At 74.2% G+C, this 23,176-nt stretch carries 24 protein-coding genes; 16 read left to right on the forward strand and 8 right to left on the reverse strand.

Annotated elements, in window-relative coordinates; genetic code table 11:
- The first annotated feature begins 9 nt into the window (after positions 1–9).
- Both ABZW10_RS00755 and ABZW10_RS00760 read left to right on the forward strand, forming a co-directional pair.
- Entirely contained in the window at positions 10–546 is a 537-nt protein-coding gene (locus tag ABZW10_RS00755; RefSeq protein ID WP_355357722.1) for a hypothetical protein, read from the forward strand.
- Positions 547–659: 113 nt separating this feature from the next.
- Positions 660–1,013, forward strand: coding sequence for a DUF2516 family protein (locus ABZW10_RS00760; RefSeq protein ID WP_355358864.1), 354 nt, complete (start codon positions 660–662; stop codon positions 1,011–1,013).
- Between the two features lie 100 nt (positions 1,014–1,113).
- On the opposite strand, the gene ABZW10_RS00765 is transcribed toward ABZW10_RS00760, so the two are convergent.
- Positions 1,114–2,619: a fused response regulator/phosphatase gene (locus ABZW10_RS00765; protein WP_355357725.1), complete on the reverse strand. Its 1,506-nt coding sequence runs from the start codon at positions 2,617–2,619 to the stop codon at positions 1,114–1,116.
- 240 nt (positions 2,620–2,859) lie between these two features.
- Between ABZW10_RS00765 and ABZW10_RS00770 the strand changes: the two genes are divergently transcribed.
- Positions 2,860–3,411, forward strand: a complete 552-nt coding sequence (locus ABZW10_RS00770) for an O-acetyl-ADP-ribose deacetylase (RefSeq protein ID WP_355358867.1) — start codon at positions 2,860–2,862, stop codon at positions 3,409–3,411.
- 118 nt (positions 3,412–3,529) lie between these two features.
- Here ABZW10_RS00770 and ABZW10_RS00775 read toward each other — a convergent pair whose 3' ends face one another.
- On the reverse strand, positions 3,530–4,363 hold the full coding sequence (locus tag ABZW10_RS00775) for a class I SAM-dependent methyltransferase (protein ID WP_355357728.1): 834 nt from the start codon (positions 4,361–4,363) through the stop codon (positions 3,530–3,532).
- Positions 4,364–4,564: 201 nt separating this feature from the next.
- Between ABZW10_RS00775 and mshA the strand changes: the two genes are divergently transcribed.
- Entirely contained in the window at positions 4,565–5,950 is a 1,386-nt protein-coding gene (gene mshA / locus ABZW10_RS00780; RefSeq protein WP_355357731.1) for a D-inositol-3-phosphate glycosyltransferase, read from the forward strand.
- Positions 5,951–6,035: 85 nt separating this feature from the next.
- Positions 6,036–6,608 (forward strand): YbjN domain-containing protein, encoded by a 573-nt coding sequence (locus ABZW10_RS00785; protein WP_355357733.1) that lies wholly within the window; start codon positions 6,036–6,038, stop codon positions 6,606–6,608.
- Positions 6,609–6,621: 13 nt separating this feature from the next.
- Here the strand turns inward: ABZW10_RS00785 and ABZW10_RS00790 are convergent, their stop codons facing one another.
- Positions 6,622–7,956, reverse strand: a complete 1,335-nt coding sequence (locus tag ABZW10_RS00790) for an MFS transporter (RefSeq protein WP_355357736.1) — start codon at positions 7,954–7,956, stop codon at positions 6,622–6,624.
- Positions 7,957–8,105: 149 nt separating this feature from the next.
- Here ABZW10_RS00790 and ABZW10_RS00795 point away from each other — a divergent pair, with 149 nt between their 5' ends.
- Together ABZW10_RS00795 and ABZW10_RS00800 are read left to right on the forward strand one after the other, a co-directional pair.
- On the forward strand, positions 8,106–8,864 hold the full coding sequence (locus ABZW10_RS00795) for a phosphoglyceromutase (RefSeq protein ID WP_355357739.1): 759 nt from the start codon (positions 8,106–8,108) through the stop codon (positions 8,862–8,864).
- 233 nt (positions 8,865–9,097) lie between these two features.
- Positions 9,098–9,685: a lytic polysaccharide monooxygenase gene (locus tag ABZW10_RS00800; protein ID WP_355357742.1), complete on the forward strand. Its 588-nt coding sequence runs from the start codon at positions 9,098–9,100 to the stop codon at positions 9,683–9,685.
- Between the two features lie 161 nt (positions 9,686–9,846).
- On the opposite strand, the gene ABZW10_RS00805 is transcribed toward ABZW10_RS00800, so the two are convergent.
- A complete protein-coding gene (locus ABZW10_RS00805) occupies positions 9,847–10,023 on the reverse strand; it encodes a hypothetical protein (protein WP_355357745.1) in 177 nt (58 codons plus the stop codon).
- A gap of 191 nt (positions 10,024–10,214) precedes the next feature.
- Positions 10,215–10,898: a phosphate signaling complex protein PhoU gene (gene phoU / locus ABZW10_RS00810; RefSeq protein ID WP_355357748.1), complete on the reverse strand. Its 684-nt coding sequence runs from the start codon at positions 10,896–10,898 to the stop codon at positions 10,215–10,217.
- 307 nt (positions 10,899–11,205) lie between these two features.
- Here phoU and ABZW10_RS00815 point away from each other — a divergent pair, with 307 nt between their 5' ends.
- Both ABZW10_RS00815 and ABZW10_RS00820 read left to right on the forward strand, forming a co-directional pair.
- A complete protein-coding gene (locus ABZW10_RS00815; protein ID WP_355357751.1) occupies positions 11,206–12,489 on the forward strand; it encodes an ATP-binding protein in 1,284 nt (427 codons plus the stop codon).
- A 2-nt stretch (positions 12,490–12,491) separates the two neighbouring features.
- Positions 12,492–13,184, forward strand: a complete 693-nt coding sequence (locus tag ABZW10_RS00820) for a response regulator transcription factor (protein WP_030305055.1) — start codon at positions 12,492–12,494, stop codon at positions 13,182–13,184.
- A 90-nt stretch (positions 13,185–13,274) separates the two neighbouring features.
- On the opposite strand, the gene ABZW10_RS00825 is transcribed toward ABZW10_RS00820, so the two are convergent.
- Positions 13,275–13,943 (reverse strand): hypothetical protein, encoded by a 669-nt coding sequence (locus ABZW10_RS00825; RefSeq protein ID WP_355357755.1) that lies wholly within the window; start codon positions 13,941–13,943, stop codon positions 13,275–13,277.
- A gap of 416 nt (positions 13,944–14,359) precedes the next feature.
- On the opposite strand from ABZW10_RS00825, the gene ABZW10_RS00830 reads away from it, so the two are divergent.
- The 7 genes from ABZW10_RS00830 (at position 14,360) to ABZW10_RS00860 (ending at position 21,644) form a co-directional block, all read left to right on the forward strand.
- Positions 14,360–14,842, forward strand: a complete 483-nt coding sequence (locus ABZW10_RS00830) for a CarD family transcriptional regulator (RefSeq protein ID WP_030244332.1) — start codon at positions 14,360–14,362, stop codon at positions 14,840–14,842.
- Between the two features lie 258 nt (positions 14,843–15,100).
- Positions 15,101–15,868: a 2-C-methyl-D-erythritol 4-phosphate cytidylyltransferase gene (ispD, locus tag ABZW10_RS00835; protein ID WP_355358870.1), complete on the forward strand. Its 768-nt coding sequence runs from the start codon at positions 15,101–15,103 to the stop codon at positions 15,866–15,868.
- 16 nt (positions 15,869–15,884) lie between these two features.
- On the forward strand, positions 15,885–16,400 hold the full coding sequence (gene ispF / locus ABZW10_RS00840) for a 2-C-methyl-D-erythritol 2,4-cyclodiphosphate synthase (protein WP_355358873.1): 516 nt from the start codon (positions 15,885–15,887) through the stop codon (positions 16,398–16,400).
- A gap of 146 nt (positions 16,401–16,546) precedes the next feature.
- Positions 16,547–16,942 (forward strand): PPOX class F420-dependent oxidoreductase, encoded by a 396-nt coding sequence (locus tag ABZW10_RS00845; protein ID WP_355357758.1) that lies wholly within the window; start codon positions 16,547–16,549, stop codon positions 16,940–16,942.
- A gap of 117 nt (positions 16,943–17,059) precedes the next feature.
- Complete coding sequence (gene cysS / locus ABZW10_RS00850; RefSeq protein ID WP_355357761.1) at positions 17,060–18,454, forward strand: cysteine--tRNA ligase; 1,395 nt, start codon at positions 17,060–17,062, stop codon at positions 18,452–18,454.
- 138 nt (positions 18,455–18,592) lie between these two features.
- Complete coding sequence (rlmB, locus tag ABZW10_RS00855; protein ID WP_355357764.1) at positions 18,593–19,588, forward strand: 23S rRNA (guanosine(2251)-2'-O)-methyltransferase RlmB; 996 nt, start codon at positions 18,593–18,595, stop codon at positions 19,586–19,588.
- Positions 19,589–19,847: 259 nt separating this feature from the next.
- On the forward strand, positions 19,848–21,644 hold the full coding sequence (locus ABZW10_RS00860; RefSeq protein WP_355357767.1) for a DoxX family membrane protein: 1,797 nt from the start codon (positions 19,848–19,850) through the stop codon (positions 21,642–21,644).
- Between the two features lie 100 nt (positions 21,645–21,744).
- On the opposite strand, the gene ABZW10_RS00865 is transcribed toward ABZW10_RS00860, so the two are convergent.
- Both ABZW10_RS00865 and ABZW10_RS00870 read right to left on the reverse strand, forming a co-directional pair.
- On the reverse strand, positions 21,745–22,548 hold the full coding sequence (locus ABZW10_RS00865) for a nucleotidyltransferase family protein (protein WP_355357770.1): 804 nt from the start codon (positions 22,546–22,548) through the stop codon (positions 21,745–21,747).
- A gap of 120 nt (positions 22,549–22,668) precedes the next feature.
- Complete coding sequence (locus ABZW10_RS00870) at positions 22,669–23,112, reverse strand: hypothetical protein (protein WP_355357773.1); 444 nt, start codon at positions 23,110–23,112, stop codon at positions 22,669–22,671.
- Between the last annotated feature and the right edge of the window lie 64 nt (positions 23,113–23,176).

Genomic DNA, 23,176 nt, shown 5'->3' on the forward strand with positions numbered 1-23,176 from the left:
GGACCGGCCGTGCCGATCACGGACGACATCAAGAAGACCCTGACCGACCCCACCCCGCTGTACGCGCTCGCCGGCGCCGGGGACCTCGCCTACGAGAAGCTGCGGGAGGTGCCCGGCAAGGTCGAGGCGCTCGCGGCCGACCGCAAGGGCACCCAGGAGAAGGCCACCGCCCGGCTGGCCGAGGCCCAGGCCCGGCTGGTCGAGGCGCAGTCCAAGGTCACCGGCACCGTCACCGCGCTGCCGGCCGACCTGAGGACGCTGCAGGAGAAGGCGCAGACCTTCGCGCTCCAGCAGGTCGGCCGCGCCGTCGAGCTGGCGGTGAAGGCCAAGGAGACCTACGACGGGCTGGCCGAGCGCGGCAAGGTCGCGGTCGACCGCGGGCGCGGCGCCGAGGCCGGTGCGGACGAGGCGGTCGCCGAGCGGGTCGACGCCGAGGAGGCCGGGGGCGAACTCGTCGAGGGCGAGCTGGTCGAGGAGGCGGTGGCCGAGGACGAGGCGCCCGCCGCGGCCCCGAAGCGCGGCCGGTCCCGCAAGAGCGCGGAGTAGCACCGCGCGGTACCGGGGCGCATCGGGCGCCACCGGGCCGTTGACCCCTTGGCGGACGCCCCGCCGTGCCAGGATGGACGGACGGGGTGCCGCAGCGAGACGAGGAGGCCGTGATGGGCGGAGTGGCCCAGATTCTGTTCCTGGACTACCTGAATCCGTTCTGGTGGCTGGCCGTCGCCATCCTGGGCTACAAGCTGTTCGCGCTGATCGACGCCGCCACCCGCCCGGAGGACGCCTACCGGGCGGCCGACAAGAAGACCAAGGGTTTCTGGCTCGCGCTCCTGGGCATCGCGTTCGGGCTGGACCTGCTGTTCGGCGCGAACTTCATGACCAGCTTCCTCACCCTGGGCGGCCTGGTCGCGGCGATCGTCTACGTGGTCGACGTCCGCCCGGCGATCCGGGCGCTCACCCAACGGGGCGGCGGCCGGGGCGACCAGCGCAACATGGGGCCGTACGGGCCCTGGTGACGGCGGGAGCACCGAGCCCCGGCGTCCGGCGGACCACCCGCGCGGACGCCGGGGCTCGGCGTTTCCCGGTGTCACCGGCGTTTCCGGTGCCTCGGAGGAGCTATCCCAGGAGCAGCGGCGCCGGGTTGCGCTCCAGCAGCAGCACCGCGACATCGTCCGTCAGCGCGCCGCCGTTCAGCTCCTCGACCTCGGCGATCGCGCTGTCGACCAGCCGGCCCCGGGTGAGCCCGGCGGCCTGGTGGTCGCCGATGAGGTCGGCCAGGCCGTCCTGGCCGAGGCGGCGGGAGCCGGCGCCGATCCGTCCCTCGATCAGTCCGTCGGTGTAGAGCAGCAGCCGCCAGCCGGGGGGCAGCTCGAACCGGTGGGCCGGCCAGACGGCCTGGCAGTCGTCGCAGGGGAGCAGGCCGAGCGCGGGACCGGCGTGGTCGGCGGGCAGGCCGACCGGGGCGTGGTCCTCGCCGAGCAGCAGCGGCGGCGGGTGGCCGGCGAGGTGCAGCCGGGCCCGTTCGGCGGTCGCCGGGGCGGTGGCGTCGCCCGGTTCGATGCTCACCATGCAGAGCGTGGCGAAGATCTCGTCGCTGCGCCGCTCGTGCTCCAGCACGTGCTGCAGGGTGGTGAGCAGGGCCTCGCCGGTGAGGCCGGCGAAGACCAGGGTCCGCCACGCTATCCGCAGCGCCACGCCGAGCGCGGCCTCGTCGGGGCCGTGGCCGCAGACGTCGCCGATCACCACGTGGACGGTGCCGTCCTCGGTGCGCACCGCGTCGTAGAAGTCGCCGCCGAGCAGGGCGCGGCGGCGGCCGGGGCGGTAGCGGCGGGTGAAGGAGAGGTTGGCTCCGTCGAGCAGCGGGGTGGGCAGCAGGTGGCGCTGCAGTCGGGCGTTCTCCTGGCCGCGCAGTTCGGCCTCGACGAGCCGGCGCTGCGACTCGTCGGCGCGCTTGCGTTCGACCGCGTAGCGCAGGGCGCGGGCCAGCAGCGGGCCGTCCGTCTCGTCCTTGACCAGGAAGTCCTGGGCGCCGGCGGCCACGGCGGCCGCGCCGAGTTCGGCGCCGGCGGCGTCGGTGAGGACGACGACGGCGGTGTGCGGGGCCCGGCGGAGCAGTTCGTGCAGGCCCTCCAGACCGTCCGAGGGGTCCGAGGGGTGCGGCAGGTCGGCGGAGGCGGCGAGGTCGAGCAGGACGCAGCTGAAGTCGCCGCGGGTGAACTCGGGGCCGCGCGGGCGGCCGCGCCGGGATCCGGAGGCGGTGGGGGTGAGCAGCGCGAAGGCCTGGTCGAGTCCGCGGGTCCAGTGGATCTCGATCGGGGCGCCGCTGTCGGCCACCGCGGCCCTGAGCAGATGGGCGTCGGTGGCGTCGTCCTCGATCACCAGCAGCTTGAGCGGGGCGGTGGCGGTGGTGGCGGCGCTGGGGGCGGAGCCGGACGGGCCCGCGGGGGCGGTGTCCGACCGCGGGTGGGGTATCGGCGCGGTGGCCGGGCCGGCCGGCGGTCGGCCCGGTGCGGGGGAGCCGTCGGGGCCGGACCGTTCGCGGGCACGCCCGGAGCGGGCGCCGCGCTGGGCGCCCGGCGGGTCCGCGGCACCAGGTGCCCGCCCGTCTCCCGTTGCGGGCATCGGCTGATCCTCCCTTTCCCCGCATGCGTAACGGCCGGCGTCCGTCCGCAGTGCCCGCTCGGCAGCTCGCGGCGGGGAACTTCTGGCGACCATAACGTGATCTCCGGGGATTTCTCTGACCGACCGGCACCGTCGGGGCTGTCGCCATGCCGGTGGCGGTGTGTTGGATGGCTGGCGGGACAGGAACAGGGGACCGTTCCGGCGGGTGCCGGGGCGGGCGACGAGAGGGGTTGCATGATGATGACGCGGATCACCCTGGTCGAGGGTGACATCACGGCTCAGCAGGTGGACGTCGTCGTGAACGCGGCCAATTCCTCCCTGCTGGGCGGTGGTGGTGTGGACGGGGCGATCCACCGCCGGGGCGGGGCGCGGATCCTGGAGGAGTGTCGCGGGCTGCGGGCCTCGCGGTACGGGCGGGGACTGCCCACCGGGCAGGCGGTGGCGACCACGGCCGGCGACCTGCCGGCCCGCTGGGTGGTGCACACCGTGGGGCCGGTCTACCTGGCGGACGAGTACGAGGAGCGGGCGGAGCTGCTGGCCTCCTGCTACCGCGCGTCGCTCCGGGTGGCGGCGGAGCTGGACGCGCGCACGGTGGCCTTCCCGGCCGTGTCGGCCGGGATCTTCGGGTGGCCGCCGGCGGATGCGGCCAGGATCGCGCTCGGCACCGTCGCGGCGGTGACGGCGGAGCCGGGCAGCGGACCCGAGGAGGTGCGGTTCGTCTTGTTCGGATCGGAGATGTACGAGGTGTTCGCGGGCGTGCGGTCGGAGCTGGGGCTGGCGGGACGGGAGTGAGCCTCCGGTCGGGTCCCATGGTGGCGCGACGAGGCGTCAACGCGCCAGAGATATTCGATAACTCGTTCGAGTGAAACCGTGGGTCCGGCCACCGGTACCCGGCGGTTCGCCGCCGTCGTTACGGGGCCAGCGCCGACCAGGGCAGGGTGACCTCGCCCTGCCGCCACCGCCCGCGCGCGTCCACCAGCGGCCACGCCCCGGCCAGCGAGGTGCAGGCCGCCACCCAGCGCTGCCGGGCACCGAACGCCCCGTACGGCGCCGCCGCCGCCCAGGCGCGGTCGAAGTCGCGCAGGAAGGCGTGCACCGGCCGCCCCGGCACGTTGTGGTGGATCAGCGCCTTCGGCAGCCGTTCGGCCAGGTCGGACGGCTGGCCGAGGCCGCCCAGCCGGGCCGCGAAGGTCACCGTCCGCGGCCCCTCGGGACCGAGCGCCACCCAGACGTGCCGGCGGCCGATCTCGTCGCAGGTGCCCTCCACCAGCAGTCCGTCCGGGGCGAGCCGGGCGCGCAGCCGCTCCCAGACCCCGGCGACCGCCGACTCGTCGTACTGCCGCAGCACATTGGCGGCCCGGATCAGCCGGGCGGGCGCCCCGCCGTCCAGCGGCACCTCGAAGCCGCCGCGCCGGAAGGTCAGCAGCGGCGGCACCGCGTACGGCAGCGCGGCGGCGACCCGGGCCGGTTCGATCTCGATCCCGACCACCCGGACGTCCGGCCGCACCGCCCGCAGCCGGCCGGACAGCTCGACGGCCGTCCACGGCGCGGCGCCGTAGCCGAGGTCGACGGCGACCGGCGGCTGCTCGGCGGCGCGCAGCGCGGGCCCCAGCGTATGGGCGATCCAGCGGTCCATCCGGCGCAGCCGGTTGGTGTTGGTGGTGCCGCGGGTGACGGTGCCCACCGGCCGCCCGGCCCGTCCGCGGGCGGGCGCGGTCGTGGTGTCGGGGAAGGAGGCGGCCATGTCCCACAGGGTACGGGGCCCGCGGCGGCGGCCCGCGGCGTGGCCCATCTCATGCGGCGGCCCGGGAATGCCGGTCGGTGATCGCGTGGTTGGCACACTGTTGGTGATGTGTGCCTTGGCGGCAGCGCACGCACACCGGGCAGCTGACGGCAGGCGAGCGCGGCTGCCCAGGCGGGCAGTACACGAGGAGGCTTCAGCCAGGTGATCCAGCACCCCGTCCGTTCGGTGCGCCGTGTCCAGCCGGCCACGCCCGCGCGAGGCCGGCTCCAGTCGCTCGTCCAGGGCGGTCGGCGCCGTCCGCGCCGGATAGCGATGCTCAGCGTCCACACCTCCCCGCTGCACCAGCCGGGGACGGGCGACGCGGGCGGCATGAACGTCTACATCGTGGAGCTGGCCAAGCGGCTGGCCGAGCTCAACATCGAGGTCGAGGTGTTCACCCGGGCGATCTGCTCGGACGACGCCCCCACCGTGGAGCTGGCCCCCGGCGTGCTGGTCCGGCACGTCACGGCGGGCCCCTACGAGGGCCTGCTGAAGGAGGACCTGCCCGCCCAGCTGTGCGCCTTCACCCACGGGGTGCTCCGCACCGAGGCCGGCCACCGCCCCGGCCACTACGACCTGGTCCACTCGCACTACTGGCTCTCCGGCCACGTCGGCTGGCTGGCCGCGCAGCGCTGGGGCGTGCCGCTGGTGCACACCATGCACACCATGGCGAAGGTGAAGAACGCGGCGCTGGCCGAGGGCGACACCCCCGAGCCGCCGGCCCGGGTGATCGGCGAGACCCAGGTGGTGGAGGCGGCCGACCGGCTGATCGCCAACACCACCGAGGAGGCCGCCGAGCTGTCCCGGTTCTACGGCGCGCGCCCGGACCAGCTGGCCGTCGTCCACCCGGGGGTCAACCTGGACGTCTTCCGCCCGGCGGCACCGGGCACCGCGCAGGCCCGCCGGGCTGCCCGGGCCCGGCTCGGGCTGCCCGCCGACGCCGCGGTGCTGCTCTTCGCCGGCCGCATCCAGCCGCTGAAGGCCCCCGACGTGCTGCTGCGCGCGGTCGCCGTCCTGCTGGAGCGGCGCCCGGAGCTGCGCGAGCGGCTGGTGGTGCCGGTGGTCGGCGGCCCGTCCGGCACCGGGCTGGCCAGGCCGGAGAGCCTGCACAAGCTGGCCGCCCAGCTGGGCATCGGCGACGTGGTGCGGTTCCACCCGCCGGTGGGCCAGGCGCTGCTCGCCGAGTGGTACCGGGCCGCGACGGCGCTGGTGATGCCCTCGTACAGCGAGTCGTTCGGGCTGGTCGCGCTGGAGGCACAGGCCTGCGGCACGCCGGTGGTGGCGGCCTCGGTGGGCGGCCTGCCGGTGGCCGTCCGGGACGGCGAGACGGGCACCCTGGTGGGCGGCCACGACCCGGTGGACTGGTCGTACGCGCTGGAGCCGTACGTCACCGACCCGGAGCTGGTGGCCCGGCGGGGCGACGCGGCGGCCCGGCACGCGGCCGGGTTCGGCTGGGACACCGCCGCCGCGACCACCGCCGAGGTGTACGCCGGCAGCCTGGTCCGCTCGGTCGGCCGGCTGGCCGGGGCGCGCCAGCGGCGGGCCTGAGCCGGAGGAGGCCGGGCCGGTCCCGCGGTTGCACTGCTGCGGTGTACTGCTGCGCCCGGGCGTACCGCCGAGTAACGTCACCCCCATGGCAATCCGCACCAAGGACGAGGCCCTGACCCTCCTGCGTTCCGCCCTGGACGAGGCCGGGGTGGCCTGGGAGCAGGCCACCGCCGACCCGTACACCCTGGTGGCGACCCTCCCGGGCACCCGGAAGCTGAGCACCACCTGCGCGCTGCGGGTCGGCGACCACACCCTCTCGGTGAACGCCTTCGTGGTCCGCCGCCCGGACGAGAACCACGAGGCGGTCTACCGCTGGCTGCTGGAGCGCAACACCCGGCTCCACGGTGTGGCGTACGCGATCGACCGGCTCGGGGACGTCTACCTGGCGGGCCGGCTGCCGCTGGAGGCGCTGACCCCGGACACCGTGGACCGGTTGCTGGGCACGGTGCTGGAGAACGCCGACGAGCCGTTCAACACGCTGTTGGAGCTGGGCTTCGCCACCGCGATCCGGCGGGAGTGGGAGTGGCGGACCAAGCGCGGGGAGTCCACCCGCAACCTGGCCGCCTTCGCCCACCTCGCCACCCCGGTCGCCGAGCAGCCCGCGGCCGAGCAGCCCGCCGCCGAGCCGTCGGCCGCCGAGCGGCCCGCCGCGGAGTAGCCCGCCGGGAGGCTCAGCCCGCCGCGGCCCGGTCCGGCTCGACAGCCCGCTCCGTACCCGGCGCCGCGGCCCGCTCCGCGCGCGGGGCCGGGGCCGCCGCCAGGTCCACGGGCTTCGCCAGCGCCGCCCCCGGCCGTCGGCCGAGCAGCACGTACCCGCCGGCGGCGGCCATGCCGAGCACCGCGCACGCCCCCCACATCACCCCGCTGCCGGCCCGTTCCAGCAGCACCCCGCCCGCCGCCGGGCCGAGGAACGAGGCGAGCGACCAGGAGAGCGAGTAGACGCCCTGGTAGCGGCCGCGCGCCTCGGCCGGCGACAGTTCGGCGACCAGGCCCATCATGGTCGGCGCGTTCAGGATCTCGCCGAGCGTCCAGACCGCCACGGTGGAGGCGTAGAACCAGGCGGAGGAGCCGGCCAGCGCGGTCAGCCCGAAGCCCCAGCCGATCAGCAGCGCGCTGGCGACCAGCAGCGCCGTCCGGTCCCGCCCCTCCATCCACCGGGTGAGCGGGATCTGCAGCACCACGATGAGCAGACCGTTGAGCCCGATCACCAGGCCGTACTGGGTGGAGGTGATGCCGGCCCGGCCCATGTCCACGGCCAGCGTGGTGGAGCCCTGCTGGGCGACCAGGGCGAGCAGCAGGTTGAGCACCACCACCGCCATGAAGCGGCCGTCCTGGAACACCGCGCCGAGGCCGATCGCCGGCGGGGCCCCCGCGCCGCCCGGGGCCGCGGCGGGCGCCTCGGGCCTGGTCTCGGGGATGCGCACGAAGATGACGACCGCGCAGACCACCGTGGAGAGCGCGTCCAGCAGGAAGAGCGTGAGGTAGCCGTGAGTGGCGATCAGACCGGCCACCGCCGCGGAGAGGCCGAAGCCGATGTTGATCGCCCAGTAGTTCAGCGCGAAGGCCCGGACCCGGTCCTCGGCGGGCACGATGTCCGCGATGATGGCCGAGGTCGCCGGCCGGGTCGCGTTGTTGCAGAAGCCGACCAGGAAGGCGACCACCGCGATGGTCACCTGTCCGTCGCTGAAGCCGAGCAGCGCGGTGAACAGGGCGGTGCCGAGTTGGGCGGCGACCAGCGTCGGCCGCCGCCCGATCCGGTCGGCCAGCACTCCGGCGACGACCGCGGCGATCGCCGAGCCCAGGCCGAACAGCGAGGCGACCAGCCCCGCGTACGAGGCCGAGTAGCCCCGGTCGGTCGTGAGGTAGAGCGCCAGGAAGGTGACCACGAACGCGCCGAGCTTGTTGATCAGCGTGCTGGTCCAGAGCCACCAGAACTGGCGCGGGAGTCCGCTCACCGCCTCGGCGACGGCTCTGGAGGTGCGAGCGGACAGGGAAGAATCGGGCATGTGGGGGCTCCCGGGCAGGCGGACGTCCGCTGAGCCGCACGGGCAGGACCGCTCAGCAGGAGAGTAAGAGTCTCTGGCGAGGGTCACACCTTACCTGTCGAGTCCGGGTCCCGACCAGCGGTTTTCCGGGCTCCACTAAGCTGGGGGCCATGGCTGACACGACGTACCGACTCATCCTGCTCCGCCACGGCGAGAGCGAGTGGAACCAGAAGAACCTGTTCACCGGTTGGGTCGACGTCGACCTCAACGAGAAGGGCGAGAAGGAGGCCGCGCGCGGTGGCGAGCTGCTCGCCGCCGAGGGCTTCCTCCCGGACGTGCTGCACACCTCGCTGCTGCGCCGTGCCATCCGCACCTCGCAGATCGCCCTGGACAAGGCCGACCGCCACTGGATCCCGGTCAGCCGCAGCTGGCGCCTGAACGAGCGGCACTACGGCGCGCTCCAGGGCAAGGACAAGGCTCAGACCCTGGCCGAGTTCGGTGAGGAGCAGTTCCAGCTGTGGCGCCGCTCGTACGACACCCCGCCGCCGGTGCTGGCCGACGACGCCGAGTACTCGCAGGCCGGTGACGCCCGCTACGCCGAGATCCCGAGCGAGCTGCGTCCGCGCACCGAGTGCCTGAAGGACGTCGTCGAGCGGATGCTCCCGTACTGGTACGACGCCATCGTCCCGGACCTCGCCGCCAGCCGTACCGTCCTGGTGACCGCCCACGGCAACAGCCTGCGCGCGCTGGTCAAGCACCTCGACGGCATCTCGGATGCCGACATCGCCGGCCTCAACATCCCGACCGGCATCCCGCTGGTCTACGAGCTGGACGCCGACTTCAAGCCGGTCACCAAGGGTGGCCGCTACCTCGACGCCGAGGCCGCCGCCGCCGCGATCGAGGCCGTCAAGAACCAGGGCAAGAAGTAACCCGGACCGGCCGTCGAGGGCCCCGTTCCCCCCGCCGGGGGAGCGGGGCTCTTCGCGTTCAACTGGCCTGCGGCTGCGGTGAGTTCGATGTGTCGCAGAAGTGGTTCAGACCATTGACGGCCCCGGTGGCGGCTCCTACGGTGTGAGCGCCGACCCGGCGCAGGCATGCCAGCCCCCCACGCGCGCGTGTCCGCGCCCGGCGCACTCTCCATCCACCCCCACGGAGGAGCACCATGCGCACACGTCATGTCGTCGGAGCCGTGACCGCCGCCCTCGCGGTGCCGGTCGCGGTCGCCCTTCCGGCGCAGTCGCACGGCTACATCACCACCCCGCCCAGCCGGGCCGCGCTCTGCGGCGCGGGCACGGTGACCGACTGCGGAGACATCCGCTGGGAGCCGCAGAGCGTCGAGGGACCGAAGGGCTTCCCGGCCGCGGGGCCCGCCGACGGCACCATCTGCGCCGGCGGCAACGGCCGGTTCGCCGAGCTGGACGACCCGCGTGGCGGGGCCTGGCCGACCACCGCCGTCTCGGCGGGCCAGCGGCTCACCTTCACCTGGCGGTTCACCGCCCGGCACGCCACCTCGGGCTTCCGGTACTACCTGACCAAGCCCGGCTACGACGCGACGCAGCCGGTCACCCGGGCCAACCTGGAGCTGACCCCGTTCCTGAACGTGCCCTACAACGGCACCCAGGTGCCCAGCACGCTCAGCCACACCGCGACCCTGCCGGCCGGCCGGACCGGCCACCAGGTGGTCGTCGCGGTCTGGGACGTCGCCGACACCGGCAACGCCTTCTACTCCTGCACGGACGTCAGCTTCTGACGCCCGGCCCGGCCGGCGCGGTCACCGCGCGGCGGGCGCTCACCCGGTGGACCCCGTCGGCGCTCCGGCGGTGAGGAGGCCGGGGTGCACGGCCGTCTCCCACGGCAGCCGTGCACCCCGGAGCTCCGCGACAGCACCGGGGGAGGGTCGGACGGGTGGCCTCAGTGGCCGCAGCAGCCGCCGTCGGCCCCGCCGCACTGGCAGGGCGCGCCGGACTGGCAGCCGCAGCCGCAGCCCGGTCCACAGCCGCAGCCGGCCGCGAGGACGGGCAGCAGCTTCGGGGCGACGGGTTCGATGGTGTCGGGAGCCGATGCCGGGCCGGTCGGGTTTGCCTTCATCGCGCTGACCCCTCCTTCTGATGGGCACACCTCGGTGCCTACGGCATCGAGTGAAGCCGCCGACCGGAGGGAGCGTCAACGGGCGCGCAGTGGTGGGGAGCCCGGCTGCCCGTGCTTCCCCACCACCCCCCGCCCGGGGTTTACTCACCCCCGGGGATGAAGCCGCCCGAGGGGGGAGGGGCCGCCCGGGGTCACTCCACCTCGGCGGCGGCCTCGGTCGCCGCGACGAACTCGTCCACGTGCTCGCCGGTCACCAGGTACACCACGCGCTTGGCCACCGAGACCGCGTGGTCGGCGAACCGCTCGTAGTAGCGGCCAACCAGGGTGACGTCCACCGCGGTCTCGATGCCGTGGTGCCAGCGGTCGTCGATGAGGTGCGCGAACAGCTCGCGGTGCAGCGCGTCGATCGCGTCGTCGTCCTGCTCCAGCTCCAGCGCCTTGTCGACGTCCTTGGTGGCGATCACCAGACCGGCCTTGGCGACCAGCCGCTGGGCGAGCTGCCCGAGCTCCAGGACCGTCGCGTGCAGGTCGCCGGGGACGGCCGACTCGGGGTAGCGCAGCCGCGCGACCTTGGCGACGTGCTGGGCGAGGTCGCCGCAGCGCTCCAGGTCGGAGCTCATCCGCAGCGAGGTGACCACGATGCGCAGGTCGGTGGCGACCGGCTGCTGACGGGCCAGCAGGTCGATCGCCCGGTTCTCCAGGTCGTGGTGCAGCTCGTTGATCTTCTGGTCGGCGGCGATCACGCTCTCCGCCAGCGCCAGGTCCGCGTCGAGGAGCGCCGTGGTCGCCCGGCCGAGGGCCGAACCGACCAGCCGGGCCATCTCGACCAGGCTGTCGCCGATCGAGTCGAGTTCCTCGTGGTACGCGTCGCGCATGCTCTCTCCTCAGTAGCTGTGTCGGTGGCGGTGCCGACCGGCCATCCGGTACGACGATCTGAACGACGAATGGATGACCGCTGCTGGTGGCGCGCATCGTACGCGCACACCCGGGGCGGCGGGCGGCCGTCCGGCCGGGCCACCCCTCCCACACGGGCTCCGGCGCCCACTGTGGGCCGTCCGGGCGACCACGCACGACCCGTTCGGTGAATCGGTGGCTACCTGAAGGTGAATTCTCGGCAACGCGTGGCCGATCCCTTGATCGGGGCCTTGGGGAGCGCCCGCATCGTGCGCTTAGGCTGGCGTTATGGACGTGAACGTGGCCGCCGCCGCTGCCTGCGCCATAGCCGGGCTCGGCGTCGGCCTCACGGCCTCGATCGCCTTCCGTTGGAGCGAGCGCGAGCAGGCGAGGGGCAGGTACGGCGGAACCAACCGCAATCAGGGCCGGCACCAGAGCCTGGGCCCCGCGCAGGAACCCCCGCTGCCCCCGGGGGTCGACACCGTGCTCTCCGTGCTGCGCTCCTGCGCGATCGTGCTCGGCGAGAGCGACGACGTGGTCAAGGCCAGCTCGGCGGCGTACGCGATGGGCCTGGTGCGCGGCGGCGCAGTCGCCGTCGACCAGCTGCTCTCGCTGGCCCGCTCCACCCGCCGGGACGGCGAGATCCGCCAGCTCGACCTGGAACTGCCCCGCCCGGGCGCGGCGCGCGCCGCCGAGCCGCTCGCGGTCTCGGCCCGGGTCGCCCCGCTGGGCTCCCGGCTGGTCCTGGTGCTGGTCGAGGACCAGACCGAGCGCCGCCGGGTGGAGGCCGTCCGCCGCGACTTCGTCGCCAACGTCAGCCATGAGCTGAAGACCCCGGTCGGCGCGCTCTCGCTGCTCTCCGAGGCGGTCGCGGACGCGGCCGACGACCCGGAGGCGGTGCAGCGCTTCGCCGGCCGGATGCAGATCGAGGCGACCAGGCTGGCCAGCCTGGTCCAGGAGATCATCGACCTCTCCCGGGTCCAGGACGACCGGCTGATGGTCGACCCGGAGCCGGTCGCGGTGGACGAGCTGATCGCCGAGGCCATCGACCGCTGCCGCCAGCAGGCCGCCGCCAAGCAGATCCTCATCGCGGCCGGCGGCATCGCCGGCCTCTACCTGCACGGCAACCGCGGCCAGCTCGCCGCCGCGCTCGGCAACCTCGTCGAGAACGCCGTCAACTACAGCCCGCCGCGGACCAGGGTCGCCATCGCCACCCGCCGGATATCCAGCGCCGCCGCGCTGGGCGAGGCCGACGGCGAGCTGATCGAGATCTCGGTGACCGACCAGGGCATCGGCATCTCCGAGAAGGACCGCGAGCGGGTCTTCGAACGCTTCTACCGGGTCGACCCCGCACGCTCCCGGCAGACGGGCGGCACCGGCCTCGGCCTCTCCATCGTCAAGCACGTGGCCGCCTCGCACGGCGGCACCGTGTCGGTGTGGAGCGTCGAGGGCCAGGGCTCCACCTTCACCCTCCGCCTGCCCGCCGGGCAGGCTCCCGTGGACCGGCCCCGTGCGGGGGACTCCGCGGAACCCCTGTCAGAAACAACCCCCCAGCTTGCCCCGGAGGCCTGATCGTGACCCGAGTACTGGTGGTCGAGGACGAGGAGTCGTTCAGCGACGCCCTCTCGTACATGCTCCGCAAGGAGGGCTTCGAGGTGGCCATCGCCGCCACCGGCCCCGACGCGCTGGAGCAGTTCGAACGCAACGGCGCCGACCTCGTCCTGCTCGACCTGATGCTGCCGGGGCTGCCCGGTACCGAGGTCTGCCGCCAGCTGCGGGTCCGCTCCAACGTGCCGGTGATCATGGTCACCGCCAAGGACAGCGAGATCGACAAGGTGGTCGGTCTGGAGATAGGCGCGGACGACTACGTCACCAAGCCGTACTCCACCCGTGAGCTGGTCGCCCGGATCCGCGCGGTGCTGCGCCGCCGCGGTGAGAACGAGGGTCCCGGCGACGGCGGCGGCCCCGGTGCGCTGGAGGCCGGCCCGGTCCGGATGGACGTCGACCGGCACGTGGTGACCGTGGACGGCGCCAAGGTCGACCTGCCGCTCAAGGAGTTCGACCTGCTGGAGATGCTGCTGCGCAACGCCGGCCGGGTGCTCACCCGGATGCAGCTGATCGACCGGGTCTGGGGTGCGGACTACGTCGGCGACACCAAGACGCTGGACGTCCACGTCAAGCGGCTGCGGGCGAAGATCGAGCCGGACCCGGGCGCCCCGCGCTACCTGGTCACGGTGCGCGGCCTCGGCTACAAGTTCGAGCCGTAGACCCGGCCCGGCCACCCGAACGCGAAACGCCCCTCCGGCACCGGCCGGAGGGGCGTTTCGCGTGTCCGCGGTGGGACGGTGCCCGGTCTCTCAGTGGGCGGCCGGGACCGCCGGGACCGAGGCGGAGCCGGTCGCGGCCGGGGTGGTCGCACCGGTGGTGGGAGCGGCCGGGGTGGTGGCGCCGGCGGCGGGAGCGGCCGGCGTGGTGGCCGGAGTGGCGGCCTTGCTCGGCGCGGCGGCCGGGGCGGTCGGGCCGAAGCCCTTGTACAGGCCGGTGTTCGAGTTGACCTGGGCCTGGGTCTCCAGCTTGTCGTGGTTCTTGAACGCGAAGGAGGTCGCCACGTAGCCGCCCACGGTCACGGTGGTGGAGGCGACCTTGGCGGACGGGTTGCCGGGGCCGCCGAGCAGCACGGCGCCGCGCGGCGGGACGGAGATGCTGGTCAGCGGGGCGCCCTTGTCGTCGGCGAAGGTGGCGGCGGTGCCGCCGTCGACGGTGATGGACTGCAGCTCGAGCACCTCGGTCCCGGTGTTGCTGATGTTCACCGTCAGGTTGGCGGGGCCGGTGTGCTCACCGGCGGTCTCGCTCCCGGTGACCACGACGATGTTGTTCAGTCGGACGTCGGTGCCCAGGGTGGCCGACGCGGTGTCCGGCTGGATCTGCAGCGTGGCCGGGGTGTTCCCGGCGGCGCAGGAGGACAGCGAGGCGATGGCCAGGGCGGCGATGGCGGCGATGCTGCCGCGTCGAAGGCTGCGGCTCACGGCGGCGGCTTCTCCTAAGTCACGTGTCGGAAGGTCAGGTCTCAGATTATCGACCTCGCTTATGCCGTCCTCACGGGGTGGTCCCTTCGTGTCGCGCCGCGAGAGTGGACGGGCGTCCGGACGGCGGCACGTCCGCGTGTTCAGGTCAAGCGCCGACCAAGATCGGATCACGATCCGGAAACGGCCCGATAAACGGTGAAAGCTCAAGATCAAATCACGGTTTCGGGAGTGTTGCCAGAGGTTTCAGCGGGCGGCGGAACCGCCTCCGACCTGCGGGAAGCCCTCCTCGAACACCGGTCGCAGCACGTCATGGGGGTCCTTGTCAAGCCCCGAGACCCGCCCTGACCTGCGAAAACGCCCTTCGGGTGCGCCGAAAAGCGTGTTATTCTGGAAAGCCACGGAAGGGGTCCTGTCACATGACGTTCAAGGTTGGCGACACGGTGGTCTACCCCCATCACGGGGCCGCGCTGATCGAGGCCATCGAAATTCGCCAGATCAAAGGTGTGGACAAGACCTACCTGGTGCTCAAGGTGCAGCAGGGAGACCTGACGCTCCGCGTGCCCGCCGAGAACGCGGAGTTCGTCGGCGTGCGCGATGTGGTCGGCCAGGAGGGTCTGGACCGGGTCTTCGAGGTGCTCCGCGCGCCGTACACCGAAGAGCCGACCAACTGGTCCCGTCGCTACAAGGCGAACCTGGAGAAGCTCGCCTCGGGTGACGTTATCAAGGTTGCCGAGGTCGTGCGCGACCTGTGGCGTCGCGAGCGCGAGCGCGGCCTCTCCGCCGGGGAGAAGCGCATGCTCGCCAAGGCGCGCCAGATCCTCGTCAGCGAGCTCGCGCTGGCGGAGAACACCAACGAGGACAAGGCGGAGACGCTGCTCGACGAGGTGCTCGCCTCGTAGCGGCCGTCCGCTCCACAACGCTCACAGCGCCCGATGCCGGCGCGCCGCCCACCGGACCGAAGGTCCGTGGGTGGTGCAGTGGCACTTCGGGCGCTGAGGCGTGTCCGGACGACGCCCCCGCACCCGAGCGGCCTGGCCGGCCTCGGGTCCGCATGACCGTTTCTGCTGCTGTGCGGGCGGAAGACGGTGGTGCTTCGGAAGGGGTCCGCGCCCGTCGTGCACGCCATGGCCATACCCACTTCGCCGAAGGAGTGAAACCTGAACGCCACAGCAGCAGTCGCAGCAGCAGTCGTGCCCGCCGCCGGCCGGGGCGAGCGCCTGGGTCCGGGCGCCCCCAAGGCCCTGCGTGAACTGGGCGGCGTGCCGCTCCTGGTGCACGCCGTCCGGGCGCTGACCCGCAGCCGTGCGGTCGGCCTGGTCGTGGTCGCCGCCCCCGCCGACGGGGTGGCCGAGGTGGTCGCCCTGCTCGACAGCCACGGACTCGAGGACAAGGACATCCGGGTGGTGGCCGGCGGGTCGACCCGCCAGGAGTCCGTCCGGCTGGGCCTCGCCGCCATCCCGGCCGAGGTCGGCATCGTGCTGGTGCACGACGCGGCCCGTCCGCTCGTGCCGGTCGAGGTGGTGGACGCGGTGGCGTCCGCCGTCCGGGCCGGGGCGGAGGCGGTGGTGCCGGCGGTGCCGCTGGCCGACACCGTCAAGCGGGTCGAACCGGTGCCGGGCGGGCCCGAGCCGGTGCTCGACACGCCGGACCGCGCCACCCTGCGCGCCGTCCAGACCCCGCAGGGCTTCCGCCGGGACACGCTGGCCGAGGTGCACGCCAAGGCGCTGGCCGAGGAGAGCACGGCGGAGGGGGCGGCCGGGACCGCCCTGCCGCCGGTCACCGACGACGCCGGCCTGGTCGAGCGGTTCGGCGGCCGGGTGGTCGTGGTGCCCGGCCACGAGGAGGCGTTCAAGGTGACCCGTCCGCTGGACCTCGTCCTCGCCGAGGCCGTACTCGCCCGCCGGAGGGCCGCCGATGCCTACTGAGCCGATGCCTGAGCCGATGCCCACCGAGCCGAGGCCCGCCGATCCGCGGACCCCCGTCCTCCCCCGGGTCGGCATCGGCACCGATGTGCACGCCTTCGAGCCGGGCCGCCCGCTCCGGGTGGCCGGGCTGGAGTGGCCGGACGCCGAGGCCGGCCTGGCCGGGCACTCGGACGCCGACGTGGCCGCGCACGCCGCCTGCGACGCGCTGTTCTCGGCCGCCGGGATCGGCGACCTGGGCGCGCACTTCGGCACCGACCGGCCGGAGTGGGCCGGCGCGTCCGGGGTGCGGCTGCTCGGCGAGGCGGCCCGGCTGGTGCGCGCGGCGGGCTTCGAGATCGGCAACGTCGCGATCCAGGTGATCGGGGTCCGGCCGAAGATCGGCAAGCGCCGGGACGAGGCCCAGGCCGCGCTCGGCGCGGCGGTCGGCGCCCCGGTCTCGGTCTCCGGCACCACCACCGACGGGCTCGGCCTCACCGGGCGCGCCGAGGGGCTCGCGGCGATCGCCACCGCGCTGGTGTACGAGCGGCGTTGACGTCCGCGGCGGCGCCCGGGGAACAATCCGCGGCTGACGGGTGTTCACCGGGCATTGCGGGGGCCCGAGTCGATAGTGTTCGGCTCCGGGCCCGCGCGGGCTTCCCCCCTCGGGCCGTACCCGCCGCCGACGAGATGAGGTTTCCGATGAGCGCCCAACTCTCCGAGCAGGCCAAAGCCCTGCTCGATACCAAGAGCTTCGCCGTGGTCTCCACGATCCAGCCCGACGGCAGCCCCCAGACCTCCGTGGTCTGGGTGAAGCGCGACGGCGAGGACATCCTGTTCTCCACCGTGGAGGGGCGCCGCAAGCACCTCAACCTGGTGAAGGACCCGCGGGTCTCGCTGCTCGTCAACCCGCCGGAGAACCCGTACACCTACCTGGAGGTGCGCGGCGAGGTCACGCTGACCCGGGAGGGCGGCCGGGAGCTGATCGACGAGCTGGCGAAGAAGTACCAGGGCCTGGACACCTACGGCTACGACGGTCCGGACGACGTGCGGGTGGTCGTCCGGATCAGCCCGCGGAAGGTGGTCGGCTCGATCTGAGCCACCGGCGCGGCGGGGGGCGACCCCGGGCGACACCCGGCGGAAAAGGCTCCGCCGGGGGCCTTGACATTCCGGAATGTCGCTGGGCACCCCCTGCCGCCCACTACGCTTGACGCTGTGAGCATTCGACTGTACGACACCAGCACCCGACAGGTACGCGACTTCGTCCCGCTTGTACCGGGTTGTGTCTCGATCTACCTGTGCGGCGCTACCGTCCAGTCGGCGCCACACATCGGGCACATCCGGTCCTACCTCAACTTCGACGTCATGCAGCGGTGGTTCGCGTACCGCGGCTACCAGGTGACCTTCGCCCGCAACGTCACCGACATCGACGACAAGATCATCGCCAAGGAGCGCGAGCTCGGCACCCCGTGGTGGCAGATCGCCTACGAGAACGAGCGCGCCTTCAACGACGGCTACAACGCCCTCGGCTGCCTCCCGCCGACCGTCGAGCCGCGCGCGACCGGGCACATCCCCGAGATGGTCGAGATGATGGCCGGGCTCATCGAGCGGGGCCACGCCTACGAGGCCGACGGCAACGTCTACTTCGATGTGAAGTCCTACCCGGACTACCTCGCGCTCTCCAACCAGAAGCTGGAGAACCTGCTGCAGCCCTCCGGCGAGGGCGAGACCGGCAAGCGCGACCCGCGCGACTTCGCGATGTGGAAGTCCGCCAAGCCGGGCGAGCCGAGCTGGGACACCCCGTGGGGCCGCGGCCGTCCGGGCTGGCACCTGGAGTGCTCGGCGATGGCCCACAAGTACCTGGGCCCGGCCTTCGACATCCACGGCGGCGGGCTCGACCTGATCTTCCCGCACCACGAGAACGAGATCGCCCAGTCCAAGGCCTACGGCGACGACTTCGCCAACTTCTGGGTGCACAACGCCTGGGTCACCATGGCCGGCGAGAAGATGAGCAAGTCGCTGGGCAACTCGGTGCTGGTCTCCGAGATGGTCCGCAACTGGCGGCCGATCGTGCTCCGCTACTACCTGGCGGGCCCGCACTACCGCTCGATGATCGAGTACAGCGAGGAGTCGCTGCGCGAGGCCGAGGCAGGATTCGGCCGGATCGAGGGCTTCGTCCAGCGTGCCGTCGAACGCTGCGGCGCCGTGGACGCGGCGCCCGAGGTGCCGCCGGCCTTCGCCGAGGCGATGGACGACGACCTGGGCGTGCCGCAGGCGCTCGCCATCGTGCACACCGCCGTCCGCCAGGGCAACAGCGCCCTCACCGCGGACGACAAGGAGAGCGCGGTGGCGCGCTTGGCCGAGGTCCGTGCGATGCTCGGAGTACTGGGTCTGGACCCGCTCGACCCGCAGTGGGCCGGGACGGAGCGCGGCGAGGACCTGCACGGTGTGGTCGACTCGCTGGTGCGCCTCGTCCTGGACCAGCGCCAGGCGGCGCGGGCCCGCAAGGACTTCGCGACCGCGGACGCCATCCGCGACCAGCTCGGCCTGGCCGGGCTGGCGATCGAGGACACCCCGTCCGGCCCGCGCTGGACGATCAACAGCCAGTAACCCCCCGGCGACCGAGGGGTGAGGTGGGCCGTACCGGACCGGTGCGGCCCTCCCGCATGACGGAGCGCATGCCGTCGGGCGCCACCGGCATCTCCGGGGCGGCCGGCCATGCCGGACAGACAGACAGGAAGTACAGCCATGGCCGGCAACAGCCAGCGCAGGAACCGCCGCAACCCCGGGTCGAAGAAGGGCGCGAGTGTCGGTACCGGCGGCCACAGCCGGAAGGCGCTCCAGGGCAAGGGCCCGACCCCGCCCGGGGAGGAGCGCAAGGGCCACCCGAAGCAGCGGGCCGCCAACGCCGCGCTCAAGCGCGAGCGGGACGCCAAGGCCCGGGCCGGCATGCGCCGGGCCGGTGGCGGCGGCCGGGGCGGCCGCGGCGGCGCGGGCTCCGCGGAGCTGGTGTTCGGCCGCAACTCGGTGGTCGAGGCCCTGCAGGGCGACGTGCCGGCCAACGCGCTGTACGTCCAGCAGTTCATCGACACCGACGACCGGGTCCGCGACGCCTTCCAGGCCGCCAACGACCGGGGCATCCCGCTGATGGAGGCCCCGCGGCCGCAGCTGGACCAGATGACCGGCGGGATGAACCACCAGGGCCTGGTGCTGCAGGTCCCGCCGTACGAGTACGCGCACCCCGAGGACCTGCTCGAGGAGGCCGCGGAGTCCGGCCGGGACGCGCTGATCGTGGCCCTGGACGGCGTCACCGACTCCCGCAACCTGGGCGCTGTGGTCCGTTCCGCCGCCGCCTTCGGCGCGCACGGCGTGGTCATCCCGGAGCGCCGGGCGGCCGGTATGACCGCCGGTGCCTGGAAGACCTCCTCGGGCGCGGCGGCCCGGCTGCCCGTCGCCCGGGCCACCAACCTGACCCGGGCCCTGGAGGCGTACCAGAAGGCCGGTCTGATGGTGGTCGGCCTGGCGGCCGACGGCGAGGCCGAGATCGGCGACCTGGAGGCGCTGACCGGGCCGGTGGTGATCGTCGCGGGCAGCGAGGGCAAGGGCCTGTCCCGGCTGGTCTCGGAGACCTGCGACCTGCGGGTGCGGATCCCGATGTCCGGGCTCACCGAGTCGCTGAACGCGGGCGTCGCGGCCGGCGTCGTGCTGTACGAGGCGGCCCGGCTGCGCGCCAAGGTCGGCTGACACCCGGCGGAGCGCGCGGGTGGCGGCACCCGGGTAGCGGTGCGCGGATGACGGCACCCGGGTAGCGGCATTCCGGCAGGAGCACGACGGGGCCGCCCACCGCAGGCGTTCTCCGCAACCGCCCGCCGTTCGCCCGCAAGTCAGGGGAAAGCGATCGGATCCGCCCGGGTCCGATCGCTTTTCTCATGATCACTTCAAGGAGCCTCCCGATGTCCACCCGGGAGAGTGTCCTAACCGGGCGTCACCCGGTTAGACGGGCGTGGACACCAGAACACCTCGGCGCCCGCTCCTGGGCGGTGGCAGCACCGGGATAGACGCGGGCCCCGGCCTCAACACGGTCAAGGTGCCGTCCGACCCGGCGCGCCTCAGCAGCACCCAGGCGAGCTTCCGGCTCAACCTCGCCACCCCGGTGGCGCCGCTGATCGACGCCCCGGCCGGACTGCTGTCCACCGGTGCGGCGTTCGGCGACCCGTACGGCCCCCAGGGGCTGATCCGCCGCCCGATGGTCACCCCGCAGGTGGTCGTCCCCGCCGGCGCCGTGCCCCTGCTCGCCGGCGGTCTGGCCGGCGCGCCGCCGCGCCGCAAGGGCCGGGTCACCCCGGTCACCTGGACCGGCGAGGCGCGCCCGGACGACCTCGCGGCCACCCGGCTGCTGGAGGCCGTCCGGCTCGGCGCCGTCCCGGCCGGGGTCGGCGGGCGCGGCGGACTCTCCGGGGGCTCCCTGGCGGACGCCGACACCCAGCTGCTCCCGCCGTACGGCGGCGCCCGGGCGGTGCCGCGCCAGCCGCGCGAGGGCGACGGCACCGCCACCGAGGCCGGCGTCGGCCCGATCGGCGCGCCGCAGGGCTGGACGCCCAGCGGCGAGCTGCCCGAGGTCTCGGCCGCCGGCGCCGAGGGCAGGCAGCCCTGGTACCCCGGCCGCCGGGTCGACCTCGGCCTGGTGCTGCTGCCGCTGCGTGCCGTGCTCGGCTCGCTCTCCGTCTACGCCGGGTTCAGCAAACTCTGCGACCCGGTGTACTTCGACGGCGGCGAGCGCGGCTCGATGATGCGCTGGCTCTCCTCGCTGCACCCCTGGAAGGTCGCCGAGCCGCTGCTGGCCTTCGCGATGGCGCACCCGGTCGGCTCCGGCCTGGTGGTGTCGTTCATCGAGATCGTGGTCGGCGTGCTGACCTTGCTCGGGCTCTGGCAGCGCGTCGCGGCCGGCGCGGCGATGACGCTGTCCGCCGTGCTGCTGTTCACGGTGAGCTGGCGGGCCGTCCCGGTGTACGACACGCCCGACCTGATCTTCCTGGCGGCGTGGAGCCCGCTGCTGATCGCCGGGGCACCGTTCGCCTCGCTGGACGGGCGGCTCGGCCTGGAGGCCTGGCGGCGGTACGGCGCGGACGCCCCGGCGGCGCTGCGTCGCCGGGTGCTGCGGCGCGGCGCGGTGGTCACCTCGGTGGTCGTCGGCCTGACCCTGCTGCTCGGCTCGATGCTGGGCGCGGCGGTCCGTACCGGCGCCCGGCCGCAGCACCCGGCGCCGTCCCGGCCGGCCACCGACTACGGCACGCCGGTCTGGCCGAGCGGCGGACCGTCCGCCACCCCCGGCGGCCGGGCCCCGGCCGCATCGGCGACCTCGCCGGCCCCGGCCCGGCCGGCCGCGCCGGGCACCACGGCGACCACCGCCCCGCCGTCCGGCACCCCGACCCCGTCGAAGGCGAGCCCGAGCGGCACGGCCACGCCGAGCGGCAAGGCGAAGCCCTCGTCGGCCAGGCCGGAGACCGGCGCGGCCTCCTCCGGGGCCTCGGCGCCGCCGGCCGCGTCGATGCCGGCCGGGTCGGCGCCCGCGCAGCGCGGCACCCCGGCTCCGGCGTCCGGCAGCGGGGCGGCGCCGAAGCCCGCACCGAGCGCCGGGGCCGGCACCCAGGGCGGTGCCCCGAGCGGCTCCGGCAACGGCGCGGGCGGCTCCGGCTCGGGGCTGCTGGGCGGGGTGCTGGGCAGCGCGCCGCTGGCCGAGCTGTCCGGCGGCGGCGCCCGCACTCCGGCCGCCCACCCGGTGGCGGCGACGGCCACCTGACGGGCCGGGCGAACGGCCCGGTGACGGCGATCGGCCGGGTGCTCCGTGGGGGAGCACCCGGCCGATCGCGTGGTGGTCGCCGCTGTCGCGGCGCGGCGGACTACTGCGGCGCGCGGCCGGCGCCCGAGGCGAGTTCCTTGGCGGCCTCGGTGAGGTCCTTCGCGGTGTCGATGGCCCGCCAGTAGACGCCCTGCGGCAGCTGGTAGCCGGCCAGCCGCTTGCCGCGGGCCAGCTGCGGGAAGGTGGTCCGCTCGTGGTCGCCGACGTCCGGCAGCAGTTCGGCGAACTCCGGGCTGAACACGTAGAGGCCGGCGTTGATGAGGAACGGCGACGGCGGGGCCTCGATGAAGTCCAGCACGTTGCCGAACTGGTCGGTCTCCACGGCGCCCCACGGGATCCGCGGCCGGGCCAGCGCGAGGGTGGCGACGGCGCCCCGCTCGTGGTGGAAGGCGGCCATGTCGCGCAGGCTGAACCTGGTCCAGATGTCGCCGTTGGTGGCGTACCAGGGCTCGTCGGGGCGGGGCAGCGCCTTCGCGGCGTACTTGAGCCCGCCGCCGCGGCCGAGCGGCTCGGCCTCGACCACCGTGCGGACCCGCAGCGGCAGGTCGGCCTTGTCGAGCCAGTCCTCCAGCACGTCCGCGAGGTGGCCGCAGGAGACGACCGCGTCGGTGACGCCCTCGGAGGCGAGCCAGGCCAGCTGGTGGCCCAGGATCGGGGTGCCCGTGCCGGGGATCTCGACCAGCGGCTTGGGGCGGTCGTCGGTGTACGGGCGCAGCCGGGAGCCCTGGCCGCCGGCCAGGATGACGGCCTGGGTGACCGGCACCGGGCCCGGAACCGGCACCGGGCCGAGGGCGGGGGCGTGGGCGTTCGCGGGAGTGGCCGTGGGGCCGGAATCAGCGCTCATGGCTGAACAATAGGCGCACCCGTCCCGGGCGTTGCGCCGCTGTCCGCCCGGTGGGCCGGGCCGCTCGCCGCCGGTTGGGCGCCGACCGGCCTGGTGCCGACCGGTTCGGTGCCGGTTCGGTCAGCTCGCGGCGCCGACGGCGAACGAGCCGTCGCAGACCGGGCGGGCGAAGGACCGGGCCCGCTGCACGTCGCCCTGGTACTTGCGCACCGCGGCCTTGCCCAGCTCGGTGGCGAGCGAGCTGCAGTACGGCGTGAGCGCGGGCTGCTCGCGCATCGAGCGCTCCAGCAGGTCGAGCGCGCTGCCCGGGTTGTGGGCGCGCAGCTCGTCCAGGAGCGTGACGCGCAGCGCGTCCTGCGGGGCGAGCCCGTCCGGGGTGCGTCCGGTCCCCGCCGTCCGGCCGATCCCGGCACCGTCCCCGCTGGACGCCGCGACCACCTGCTGGTCCAGCGAGGTCGGCGGGGCCCACGGCACCCTGGTCACGGCGAGGGTGCCGGTGGTCACCAGGACGACGGGCAGGGCGAGGGCGATGGTCTGGCCGATGCGGCGAACTAGCTGCTTCACGCACAGGAGAGTAGCGGTGAGTGCGGCCCTGCTCGCCCTCCGTTACACCATCGGGTGACAGGGT

The sequence above is a fragment of the Kitasatospora sp. NPDC004723 genome (genome assembly GCF_040609255.1).
In the GTDB taxonomy this organism is placed as follows: Bacteria; Actinomycetota; Actinomycetes; order Streptomycetales; family Streptomycetaceae; genus Kitasatospora.